This is a genomic window from Streptomyces sp. NPDC021020, assembly GCF_044333285.1.
Lineage (GTDB): Bacteria > Actinomycetota > Actinomycetes > Streptomycetales > Streptomycetaceae > Actinacidiphila.
Map to the genome: position 1 here is coordinate 345,754 of NZ_JBIRQQ010000004.1, position 11,098 is coordinate 356,851.

At 70.8% G+C, this 11,098-nt stretch carries 9 protein-coding genes and 1 pseudogene; 7 read left to right on the top strand and 3 right to left on the bottom strand.

The window, feature by feature from the left end:
- Positions 1–90 precede the first annotated feature (90 nt).
- The 6 genes and pseudogenes from amcB to ACH4SL_RS13500 all read left to right on the top strand — a co-directional run bounded on the left by amcB (position 91) and on the right by ACH4SL_RS13500 (position 5,066).
- Complete coding sequence (amcB, locus tag ACH4SL_RS13475) at positions 91–1,242, top strand: cyclophane-forming radical SAM peptide maturase AmcB (protein ID WP_398444677.1); 1,152 nt, start codon at positions 91–93, stop codon at positions 1,240–1,242.
- Positions 1,239–1,427: a multiple cyclophane-containing RiPP AmcA gene (amcA, locus tag ACH4SL_RS13480; protein WP_398444679.1), complete on the top strand. Its 189-nt coding sequence runs from the start codon at positions 1,239–1,241 to the stop codon at positions 1,425–1,427. Before amcB ends, amcA begins: the two co-directional genes overlap by 4 nt.
- A 72-nt stretch (positions 1,428–1,499) precedes the next feature.
- Positions 1,500–2,186, top strand: a complete 687-nt coding sequence (locus ACH4SL_RS13485; protein WP_398444681.1) for a pentapeptide repeat-containing protein — start codon at positions 1,500–1,502, stop codon at positions 2,184–2,186.
- Between the two features lie 28 nt (positions 2,187–2,214).
- The gene (locus ACH4SL_RS13490) at positions 2,215–2,859 is read left to right on the top strand and encodes a hypothetical protein (RefSeq protein WP_398444684.1); all 645 of its coding nucleotides are present in this window, start codon (positions 2,215–2,217) and stop codon (positions 2,857–2,859) included.
- A complete protein-coding gene (locus tag ACH4SL_RS13495) occupies positions 2,844–4,184 on the top strand; it encodes a UDP-glucose dehydrogenase family protein (RefSeq protein WP_398444686.1) in 1,341 nt (446 codons plus the stop codon). Before ACH4SL_RS13490 ends, ACH4SL_RS13495 begins: the two co-directional genes overlap by 16 nt.
- A 67-nt stretch (positions 4,185–4,251) precedes the next feature.
- Positions 4,252–5,066 (top strand): annotated as a pseudogene (locus ACH4SL_RS13500) (SDR family oxidoreductase).
- 61 nt (positions 5,067–5,127) lie between these two features.
- Here the strand turns inward: ACH4SL_RS13500 and ACH4SL_RS13505 are convergent.
- The 3 genes from ACH4SL_RS13505 to ACH4SL_RS13515 all read right to left on the bottom strand — a co-directional run bounded on the left by ACH4SL_RS13505 (position 5,128) and on the right by ACH4SL_RS13515 (position 9,214).
- Complete coding sequence (locus tag ACH4SL_RS13505; protein WP_031518373.1) at positions 5,128–5,337, bottom strand: cold-shock protein; 210 nt, start codon at positions 5,335–5,337, stop codon at positions 5,128–5,130.
- Positions 5,338–5,505: 168 nt separating this feature from the next.
- Positions 5,506–7,848, bottom strand: a complete 2,343-nt coding sequence (locus ACH4SL_RS13510; RefSeq protein ID WP_398445324.1) for a M4 family metallopeptidase — start codon at positions 7,846–7,848, stop codon at positions 5,506–5,508.
- 376 nt (positions 7,849–8,224) lie between these two features.
- A complete protein-coding gene (locus ACH4SL_RS13515; protein WP_398444688.1) occupies positions 8,225–9,214 on the bottom strand; it encodes an RNA polymerase sigma-70 factor in 990 nt (329 codons plus the stop codon).
- A 241-nt stretch (positions 9,215–9,455) separates the two neighbouring features.
- Between ACH4SL_RS13515 and ACH4SL_RS13520 the strand changes: the two genes are divergently transcribed.
- Positions 9,456–10,997: an MFS transporter gene (locus ACH4SL_RS13520; RefSeq protein WP_398444689.1), complete on the top strand. Its 1,542-nt coding sequence runs from the start codon at positions 9,456–9,458 to the stop codon at positions 10,995–10,997.
- Positions 10,998–11,098 lie beyond the last annotated feature (101 nt).

Genomic DNA, 11,098 nt, shown 5'->3' on the forward strand with positions numbered 1-11,098 from the left:
GTCACGACGGGACGGATGGTGGTGGCATCCCGACCCCGTGACTCTCCTGCTCGCGGTCGGCGATGCCTGTCCGTCGTGGAGAGGACTCCGATGCGCACTCGCCCGTCCTCGTGGCGTGTCCGGTACCAGCAGCGGTTCGCGGCCCCACAGACCCTGGTGGTTCAGCCAACGACTTGGTGCAATCTGGACTGCAGGTACTGCTACCTGCCGTTTCGCAAGCTGAAGCACCAGATGTCGGCGGAGGTGGCCAAGGCACTGGCGCAGGCGGTGGCCCGGTTCGACGACGGCGGCCATCCGGTCGGCGTCGTCTGGCACGGCGGGGAACCGCTCGCTGTCGGCCAGCAGAAGTTCGAGAGCCTTCTCGCGCCGTTCGAGGGCTTGCGCCGGGCGGGCCGGGTTCACCACTACCTGCAGACCAACGCGACCCTTCTCACCGAGTCGTGGTGCACACTCCTGGAGGCGTACGGGGTCCGCGTCGGGGTGAGCATCGATGGGCCGGCCGTCTTGAACGCCGAGCGCGTCGACCTCCGGGGCAAGCCCGCCTTCGACCGGATCCTGCGCGGCATTACGCAGCTGCGTGAGCACGGCATCCCGTTCTCCGTCATCTCGGTGGTCGGAGCCCTGGGCATCACGATGCCGGAGGAGCTGCTGGAGTTCCTGTCCGCCCTGGGCGGTCACTCGGTGGGTTTCAACATCGAGGAGCTCGAAGGGGTCAACACCTCCCGGCAGCAGCCCACCGCGGTTGAGGCCGAGGAGTTCTGGCGCCGCACCCTCACCTGGTCCCAAGAGCACCCCGACTCCCCGGCAGTCCGGGAAGTCGACCGCCTTGCCGAGTACCTCCAGCTGATCCGTTCCGGCCAGAGGGCCGAATGGGAGCGCCGACGCCTCGATCCGATCCCCACGGTCTCCTGGAAGGGCGACGTAGTCCTGCTCTCTCCCGAATTCGCGGACACAGAGGCACCCGAGTACGAAAACTTCGTGGCCGGCAACATCCTCGAACAGCCCCTGTCCGAGATCCTCCACGAGGCCCACCGGCTGGGCTACGTACGCGACTTCCTCACCGGCCTCGACCGCTGCCAGACCGAATGCCAGTTCTTCGACTTCTGCCGCGGAGCCCAGGCCGCCAACCGCTACTTCGAAAACGGCAGCCTGAAGTCCACCGAGACCAACTACTGCCGGGTCTCCCGGCAAGCCCTGGTCACGGCCCTGTCCACGCTCGCAACCAAGGAGACAGCAGCATGACCGTCCTGGACAGACTCGCCGCATCCGACAGCCCCGTCGTGGTGGAGTTGGTGGCCACGCACGACGCCCCGGCCCCGGTGATCGTTGGAACACCGTGGGACAACCGGCCCACGTGGGACAACTGGGCGAAGACCCCGGCCCCCTTCGACAACCGTCCGACCTGGGACAACTGGAACAAGAAGTAGCCGCTCGGTGCTGCCGGCCTCTTCGAGACCGGCAGCACTCGCCGACCGAGTCACCGCGTTGAAAGGCTGTTGATGGACACCCGCACGATCCGCCGCACGAGCGTCACTCTCCCCGCGCTGAACGAGCCGGGCCTCTACCTCTCCAACGTCACCTCACTCGAAGGCGGACGCGGACGGGTAGCCGAGTTCCAGTACGCCGACGCCGATCTGCGCGACCTCGACCTCGCCGACACCCACCTGCTCGATGGACGGATCACCGGTCTGAAGGCCCAGCGCACCAGCCTGGAGAAGCTCCGCGTCGACTCCGTGGAGTTCATCGGCTGCGACCTGTCTTCCCTGCGGTGGACCGACAGCAAGATCTCCCGAGCCGTCTTCCGCGACTGCAAGCTCATGGGCGCCACCCTCGAAGACATCACGCTCGACAACGTGTTGTTCGAGAACTGCAAGCTCGACTACAGCACCCTCACTCGCCTCCGGACCACCGGCCCCGTGATCTTCTCCAAGTGCTCGCTGCGCGAGACCACCTTCGACACCGCCGACCTGGGCGCGGCCCTGATCGACGACTGCGACCTGCGGCTGACCGAGTTCGACGGCGGCAAGTACCGCGGCCTGGACCTGCGAGGCAACACCCTCACCCAGCTGCGCGGCCTCTCCTCACTCAAGCAGATCGTCATCGACCAGACCCAGACACTCCAGCTGGCCGAAGCCCTCGCCGCCGAACTGGACGTCACCTTCGGCGAAGACCTCGACGACAAGTAGCCCCGCACCCGACCGAGGAGGCATGGCCATGGGCCCGCAACTCGCATTCGACACGTTCGACGACGTACGCGGTCGGTGCGCCATCGCACCGGTCCGGCTGACCGGCAGCGAGCCCGGCTACGACGACGCCGCCATTGTCCCGGACGAGAACTGGACAACTCTCACCGCCGCCGACGCCGAGCACCATCGTGCCGATGGCTCGATGCCGGCCAGCGTCCGGATCGAACTCGTACGCCGCCCGCTGCCAGACCTCGACCCCGACGATCTCGAGGGTCGCCTCGAAGCCGCGGCCCGCCTCGACCCCCTCAACGGGCGCTGGCCCACCGAACTCCTCGGCTGCACGGCCAGCCCTGGCAACTGGGCCACCACGACCGAAGACTCCAGCACGGGCCGCCGGATCGGCCTGCACGTGGACACCCCCGCTGACGTCGATAGACGACGACATCGAGTTCCTGGGCGGCGCCTTGCACGGTGCCTTGGAGGACGTGAGCTGAACCTTCGGGCGCCCTCCCTTTCCCGCGCCCGGACGCACCCGCTTAACCCGCTCGAACACCCCGACGAACCAGCGGGCAAAGCCATTTGGGCCAACTCGCGCACCGATAGCGTCGGGGGCACACCAGCTTCGGTGTGCCCCCGACCGGACAAGGACGACCTGCAATGCGTGTTTCCGTGATCGGCTGTGGACACCTCGGTATCCCGCACGCTGCCGCAATGGCCGAGCTGGGCCACGAGGTGCTGGGCGTGGATGTCGACCAGGCCAAGGTCGATCGACTCAACGCCGGCGAGTGCCCCATCTACGAGATCGGGCTGCCGGAACTGCTCGCCCGCCACACCGCGAGCGGGGCCCTGCGCTTCACCACCGACATCCGCGAGGCCGCCGACTTCGCTGAACTGCACTTCATCGGCGTCGGCACCCCCATCGACGCGGACGGCCGCTCGTACGACACCGTCCAGGTATTCGGCGCGGTCCGGCAACTTGCTCCCCACCTCGACCGGGCCTGCACGATCGTCGGGAAGTCCACCGTCACCGTCGGCACCACTCGTAAGGTCATTGAACTCGCCCAGCGCCTGGCCCCCGCGGGCGACCGGGTTGACGTCGTCTGGAACCCCGAGTTCCTGCGCGAAGGCCACGCGGTCGAAGACACTCTCCGCCCGGACCGGCTCATCGCCGGTGTCTCCACCGCGGAGGGCGAGAAGGCGATCCGCGCGGTGTACGCCGGGATCATCGACGCGGGCGTGCCGATCTTCGTCACCGACCCCCAGACCGCCGAGCTGGCCAAGGGCGCCGCCAACACCTTCCTCGGCCTCAAGATCAGCTACATCAACGCAGTCGCCGACATGTGCGAGGCCGCGGGCGGGGACGTCTCCCAGATCGTGGACATCCTGGGAATCGATCCCCGCATCGGCGCCGGGGGCATGCGGCCCGGCATCGGATACGGAGGCGGCTGCCTCCCCAAGGACGTCCGCGCCTTCACCGCATCCGCGCGGCAGCTCGGAGCCGACCGGGCCGCGGCCCTTCTGCGGGCCGCCGAGGAGATCAACGAGAACCGCACCACCGTTGCCCTCGGCCTCATCACCCGCGCCCTGGGCGACCGCCCTATCAAGGGCTCCCGGATCACCGTGTGGGGCGCCGCGTTCAAGCCTGGCACCAATGACGTCAGGGAGAGCCCGGCTCTCGCACTCGCCCAGGCCCTCCAGCAGGCCGGCGGCGTCGTCACCGTCCACGACCCGCAGGCCGTTTCCACGGCCATGATCCGAAACCCGGAGCTGGAGTACACCGCCGACCTGGCCGCCTCCCTCGACGGCGCCGACCTCGTCGTCCTGGCCACCGAGTGGCCCGAGTACCGACAGGCTGACCCCCACGCGCTGGCGGACCGCCCGGCCAACCCCCTGCTGGTCGACTGCCGCACCACTCTCGACCCCGAGCCCTGGCGATCGGCGAACTGGGCTGTTCACCAGCTCGGCCGCCCTGGAAAGCAGCGCGCTCTTCCCCGGTAGGCCGTCCTTGCGACGAGAAGGCTTGTGCTACCGCACGGCGGACGAGGGCGGTCTACCGTTGTCGTTCGTGACAATCCTGGTCATCGGCGGCAGCGGCTTCCTGGGGACCGAGCTGGTCCGGCAGGCGCGAGCGGCCGGGCAGGCCACGGCCGCGACGTACGCGACCGGGGGCCGACCTCCCGGGGCGGGTGGCATGCCCTTGATCTGCGGGACACGGGACGCCTGGGCGCCCTCCTGGCGGAGGTCGATCCGCATGTCGTCATCAACGCGGCGAGCGGCGGGGCGGACTGGGAGGTCACGGCAGCGGGTCCCGTCCATCTCGCGATGCTGGCCGCGGAACGCGGGGCGCGCATGGTTCAGGTGTCCAGCGACGCCGTGTTCTCCGGCGCCGCGGTCCATTACGACGAGTCCGCTCGGCCCGATCCCACCACCCCGTACGGCGCGGCCAAAGCAGCAGCGGAGACCGGGGTTCTCGCGGTGAATCCGCGGGCCGTGGTCGCCCGCACCTCGCTGATCATCGGCCACGGGCGTTCCCGGCACGAACACCTCGTGCACGATCTCGCCTCCGGTGCCCGCGAGGGTGCCCTCTTCACCGACGACATCCGCTGCCCGGTCCATGTGACGGACCTGGCCGCCGCGCTCTTGGAGCTGGCGGCGGGCGGCGCGGCAGGTGTGCGCCATCTGGCGGGGGCCGATGCGCTGAGTCGCCATGAACTCGGCGTCCTCATCGCCGGGCGCGACGGTCTGGACGCCTCCCGCCTGCCGAGGGCCCTCAGGGCGGAGAGCACCGTGCCCGGAGCCCTCGACGTACGCCTCGACTGCCGAACGACCCGACTGTCCCTGCGCACGGAACTGCGCGGCGCGCGGGAGTTCCTGCGTTAGGCGCGCCGGCCCGGGCCCCAGGGGCGCGGGAGTCCGCGTCCCTGGGAACACCTGGAGGGGCTTACGCCTGGAGGGTCTTGATGTTCTCGGCCTGCGGGCCCTTCTGGCCCTGCGTGACGTCGAAGGACACCTTCTGGCCCTCGATCAGCTCGCGGAAGCCGGTCGACTGGATGTTCGAGTAGTGGGCGAAGACGTCGGAGCCGCCGCCGTCCTGCTCGATGAAGCCGAAGCCCTTTTCCGAGTTGAACCACTTCACGGTTCCGGTAGCCATATTGCATCTCCTACATGTGGGGCACTTTCAGATCCGCACTGTACGGACCGAGGCGACCGGAGCCGATCACCCCACACCGGAGAAAACCGGCAAAAACAGAAAACGCACCCGGGCCGGCCTGTGCGGACCGGCCCGGGCGCGTACCGCCGAACGGGTGGTGCTCCCGCGTCAGCTCGCGTTGACGGCGGTGTCGTCGAGCAGGAAGGAGGTCGCCAGGGTGACGTCCTCGGTGCCGGTGAACTTCAGGGTGAAGGTCGAGCCGATGTACGGGGTGAGGCTGACCGTCCGCTGGACGTAGCCGGTGCCCTGGTTGACGTTGCTGTAGCTGGCCACGGTGGTGCTGCCGGCGGCGACGGTGAACTTGTCGTACGCCGTGCCCGTGCCCTCGTCGGAGGAGATGTACAGGTAGAACGTCAGGCTGGCGCTGGTGCAGCTCGCCGGGATGGTGACCGACTGGGAGAGCGTGTCGGTGTGCGTGCTGCCGTAGCCGTCGAACCAGGCCTTGTAGGAGCCGGAGTGGGCCGGGGCGCCGGTGCTGCTGTCGATGACGCCGGAGGAGGACGTCCAGCCGCTGGTGCCGCTCTCGAAGCCGGGGTTGGTCAGCAGTTGGCCCGCGGTGCAGCCGCCGCTGGTGCTGGTGACCGCCCAGCTGAAGGACGCGGTGCCGGTGGCGTTCGCCGAGTCCTTGACCGTCACCGTCACGGCGTAGGTGCCGGAGCTGCTGCCCGTGGTGCCGGAGATCAGGCCGGTGGAGGCGTTGATGCTCAGGCCCGGGGGCAGGCCGGTCGCGCTGTAGGTCAGGGCGCCCGAGGTCGTCGAGCTGGCCTGGATCTGCAGGCTCGCCGCGGTGCTCACCTTGGTGGACTGGTTACCGGGGTTGGTGACCGTCACACCGGTCGGGTTGGACACCCGGCTGCCGACGCCGATCGCCGCCCAGGTGTTGGCGACCGTGTTGTACGTGGCGCTGCCCTGGCCCCACAGGTCGGCCGCGGCCTGGAGCGACTGGGTGCGCGCCGCCGCGTAGTTGGTCGTGGAGGTGAAGCGCTCGGTCAGCGACTTGTACCAGAGCTTGAGCGCGTTGTCCCGGCCGATGCCCGGCACCGACAGGCCGTCGTAGGTCGGGCTGTTGTAGCTGACCCCGCCGATCACCTTGGCGCCGCTGCCCTCGGACAGCAGGTAGAAGAAGTGGTTGGCCGGGCCGGAGGAGTAGTGGACGTCCAGGCCGCCGAGGCTGGAGGACCAGTAGTCCTTCGAGCCGCCGTCCTTGCTGGGCTTGTCCATGTAGCGCAGCGGGCTGCCGTCACCGTTGATGTCGATCTTCTCGCCGATGAGGTAGTCGCCCGGGTCGCTGGTGTTGTTCGCGTAGAACTCCACACCGGTGCCGAAGATGTCGGACGTCGCCTCGTTCAGGCCGCCGGACTCGCCGGAGTAGTTCAGGCCCGCGCTGTTGGAGGTGACGCCGTGGCTCATCTCGTGGCCCGCGACGTCCAGCGCGGTCAGCGGGTGCGCGTTGCCGCTGCCGTCGCCGTACGTCATGCAGAAGCAGGAGTCGTCCCAGAAGGCGTTGACGTACGAGTTGCCGTAGTGCGTACGGGAGTAGGCGGCCCTGCCGTCGTCGGCGATGCCGTTGCGCCCGAAGGTGTTCTTGTAGAAGTCCCAGGTCTCCTGGGCGCCGTAGGCCGCGTCGACGCCCGCGGTCTGGGCGGTGGTGCCGACCCCGTCGCCCCACGTGTCGTCGGCGTCGGTGAACAGCGTGCCGGTGCCGGACGTGGCGTGGTTGAGGTTGTACGTCTTGTGGCCGCCGCGGGTGTTGTCGGTCAGCTGGTAGGTGCTGCCGGACAGCGTCGTGGTGATGTTCACCTTGCCGCTGTACTCGCTGTTGCCGACACCGGTCTCGACGCCCTGGTACTGGAAGAGCTGCTTGCCGGAGTTCGCGTCCGTGACCACGTGCAGCTGGCTGGGCGTGCCGTCGTCCTGGAAGCCGCCGAGCACGGTCTCCCACGCGAGCACGGGGGTGCCGGACGCGGCCCACACGACCTTGCGGGTCGAGTCGACCACGGCGGAGTCGTTGTGGACGGCCTTCATACGCGACAGGGCGTCGGCCTTCACCTGGGCGGCGCCGATGCCCGCGGCGGTGGACGGCACGGTGATGGCCGCGCCGGTGGCCTTGTCGACGCCGGTGGTCGCACCGAGCGCGCTGGTGTGCACCACGAGGTCGCCGCCGAGCACGGGCAGGCCCTGGTAGGTGCGCTCGTAGCGGGTGTGGGTGCTGCCGTCGGCGTCCTGGACCACGGACTTGACGACCAGTTTCTCCTGGGCGCCGAGGTGCAGGGACGACGCGGTCGCGGCCGCGCCGGCCTGGGCGTGGGACACCAGGGCGGCCTGCTGGGCGGGGCTCAGCGCGGCGGGCAGCGCGCCCGCCTGGGGCTGGGCGTGGGTGCCGGCGGCCTGGCCGGACTGCGCGGCGGGGTCCGCCGCAGCCGTTCCGGCCGGGAGGGTCACGGCGAGCATGGCCGCGCCGGCGACCAGCACACCGGCGGCGACGGCCGTCCGGCGTGTTCGGGGGGATCGTGCCACTCGTCACTCCTTCTGCGGCGGCCGCGGGTGACGGCCGGTGACAGGCCGGGCGGGAGGGGTTGGTGATCCGCCCGGATAGAGCTGTGGATGTGCTGCGGAACGGGGCACAGAGTGGCACTCTTTACCTGTTCATGTCAGTCCCATGGTGCCAACTTGGCCGAAAAACGTCCGGTGAACGGAGTGCGGGATCCGTATAGCGGACGCGTGTTGCCGCGGTGTTGCACGCCCGAGAACTCGGCGGCCGTACCGGCGCGCCGAGCAGGCGACCTACGGGGACTTTCCGGGCGGACCGGGCGCGCCCGTACCGGGCCTACGAGTGCCGGCTGACGGCCGTCTGCTGCCCGACCCGGGAGAGCTTCTCCGGATTGCGCACGCTGTAGAGGCCGGAAATCAGGCCGCTGTCGATGCGCACCGCCATCACCGCGTCCAGCGCCCCGTCGAACCGCACCAGCAGCGCGGGGCTGCCGTTGACCTCGACCGGCTCGAAGGTGCGCGCGCCCTGCCGCCGGTACCACCCGTTGGCCAGCAGCCGCGCCACCTTGGGGGCGCCGACGACCGGGCGGACCAGGGCGTGCACCACCCCGCCGCCGTCGCTCAGCGCCACCACGCCGGGCGCGAGCAGATCCAGCAGCCGTTGCAGGTCGCCGTTCTCCACCGCCTCCTGGAAGGCGTCCAGCACCGCCCGCGTCTCGGCCGCTGAGACGCTGCCGCGCGGCCGGCGCGCGGCCACGTGCCCGCGGGCCCGGTGCGCGATCTGCCGCACGGTCGCCGGGGTCTTCTCGACGGCCTCGGCGATCTCGTCGTAATCCAGGTCGAAGACCTCGCGCAGGACGAAGACCGCCCGCTCGGTCGGGTTGAGCGTCTCCAGCACCAGCAGCATCGCCATCGAGACGTTCTCGGCCAGCTCGATGTCCTGGGCCGCGTCCGGCGCGGTGAGCAGGGGTTCGGGCAGCCACGGGCCGACGTAGGACTCCTTGCGGCGGCCGAGCGCGCGCAGCCGGTCCAGCGCCTGCCGGGTGGTGATCCGCACCAGGTACGCGCGCACCTCGCGGACGGTCGAGGTGTCGACCCCGACCCAGCGCAGCCATGTCTCCTGGAGCACGTCCTCGGCGTCGGCGGCCGAGCCGAGCATCTCGTAGGCGACGGTGAAGAGCAGGTTGCGGTGGGCCACGAAGGCCTCGGTGGCCGAGTCGACCCCGTCCCCGCGGACGATCTCCCCGGCGCCGCCCGCGCTGCCGCTTTCCGCAGGCCCCGTTCCCGACCCCGTCCCCGCCTCCGCCTCGTCGCTCGCCTTGCCCACTGCCGGCTCCTCCCCGTGTGCCGCGCGGCCGGTCACCGCGCGCCGGTCCTCGCGCACAAGACGACCGCCGCGGCCGGTTCGTGACAGCCGCGGGCGGTGTCGCTCGTCACAGACGCGCGCTGTCACAGCCCCCCGACCAGCGACGTCCTGTGGGCGTCGGGGCGCCGGGCGGACCCTTCCGGGCGGCGCACCCGGCCTGACGACGTGTCCGACAAGTGCCTGATGCGAAAAGGAGACGGCCGTGGCAGTGCACGACGCAACCCCCGGGGCCGGGCCGGTCCCGAAAACGGCCGGGAGCGAGCCCGCCGACCCGCGGCGCTGGCTGGTTCTCGGCGTCATCGCCATCGCGCAGTTCATGGTCGTCCTCGACCTGACGGTGATGAACCTCGCGCTGCCCTCCGCGCAGCGCGCGCTCGGCTTCGGCGCCGCCGACCGGCAGTGGGTCGTGACGGCGTACGCGCTGTCCTTCGGCAGCCTGCTGCTCTTCTGCGGGCGCCTCGCCGACCTGGCCGGCCGCAAGACCACCTTCCTGACCGGCCTCCTCGGCTTCGCCGCCGCCTCGGCGGTGGGCGGCGCCGCGGTCAGCTTCCCGATGCTGGTGACCGCCCGCGCCTGCCAGGGCGTCTTCGGCGCGCTGCTCGCGCCGTCCGCGCTGTCGCTGCTGACCACCACCTTCAAGGACCCGCGCGAAAGGGCCAGGGCATTCGGCGTCTTCGGCGCGGTCGCGGCCGCCGGCAGCGGCCTCGGCCTGCTGCTCGGCGGGGCGCTCACCACGTACCTGTCCTGGCGCTGGTGCATGTACGTCAACGTGGTCTTCGCCGTCGCCGCGGCCTTCGGCGCCGTCACGCTCGTCGGCAGGCAGCAGCGGGCGCCCGGCGGGCGGCTGGACGTGCCCGGCGTGCTGACCGTCTCCAGCGGGATGTTCTGCCTGGTCTACGGCTTCGCGCACGCCGGTTCGCACAGCTGGGGCAGCGCCGTGACGGTGGCCTTCCTGGCCGCGGGGGCCGCGCTGCTGGTGGCCTTCGGCGTCCTCCAGGCGCGCACCGCCCACCCGCTGCTGCCGCCGCGCGTCGTCCTGGACCGCAACCGCGGCGGCGCGTATCTGACCGTGCTGGTGCTGGGCGCCGCGACCTTCGGCGTCTTCCTCTTCCTCATCTTCTACATGCAGGTGATGCTGGGCTACCAGGCGATCCGCTCCGGTGTCGCCCTGCTGCCGATGGTGCTGCTCAGCGGCGTCTTCGCGGTCCTCGGCAACACCCGGCTGCTGCCGCGGGTCGGCCCCCGGCCGATGGTCTTCACCGGCATGCTGCTCGACGCGGCCGCCATGGCCTGGCTGACCCGCGTCGGCGAGCACTCCGGCTACTGGGGCACGCTGTTCGGCCCGCTGCTCGTCATCGGCGCGGGCAGCGGCCTCATCTTCGGCATGGTCGCCGCCACCGGCACCTTCGGGGTCGGCCCGCAGGACGCCGGGGTCGCGTCGGCGAGTATCAACACCGGGCAGCAGCTCGGCGGTTCGATCGGCACGGCGCTGCTCAACACCATCGCGGCGGGCGCGGGCGCGGACTACGTCGCCGCACACGCGCACGGCAAGCCCAGCGCGCACGTCCTGCGGCTCGCGGCGATCCACGGCTACACCACCGTCTTCTGGTGGTGCGCCGGGCTGTTCGCCTTCGGCGCGCTCGCCGGCGCGGTGCTGCTGCGCAGCGGCCCCCTGACCCGCACCGCCGACGGGCCCGGCCCGCAGGCGACCGCGCCGGGAGCGGCGGCGACCGCCACCGGATGAGGGTCGCCTCCGGCGCGGGCGGCTCGGCTGTCGCCCGGGGGCGGCTCCCGGCGTGGGCCGCGGGGCCGGTCGCGGGGTTGACGTTGCCCGTGGCGGGATAC

Coding starts and splice junctions, on each gene's coding strand:
- amcA (WP_398444679.1), top strand. CDS start 1,239: ATGACCGTCCTGGACAGACTCGCCGCATCCGACAGCCCCGTCGTGGTG.
- amcB (WP_398444677.1), top strand. CDS start 91: ATGCGCACTCGCCCGTCCTCGTGGCGTGTCCGGTACCAGCAGCGGTTC.
- ACH4SL_RS13490 (WP_398444684.1), top strand. CDS start 2,215: ATGGGCCCGCAACTCGCATTCGACACGTTCGACGACGTACGCGGTCGG.
- ACH4SL_RS13485 (WP_398444681.1), top strand. CDS start 1,500: ATGGACACCCGCACGATCCGCCGCACGAGCGTCACTCTCCCCGCGCTG.
- ACH4SL_RS13495 (WP_398444686.1), top strand. CDS start 2,844: ATGCGTGTTTCCGTGATCGGCTGTGGACACCTCGGTATCCCGCACGCT.
- ACH4SL_RS13510 (WP_398445324.1), bottom strand. CDS start 7,848: ATGCTCGCCGTGACCCTCCCGGCCGGAACGGCTGCGGCGGACCCCGCC.
- ACH4SL_RS13505 (WP_031518373.1), bottom strand. CDS start 5,337: ATGGCTACCGGAACCGTGAAGTGGTTCAACTCGGAAAAGGGCTTCGGC.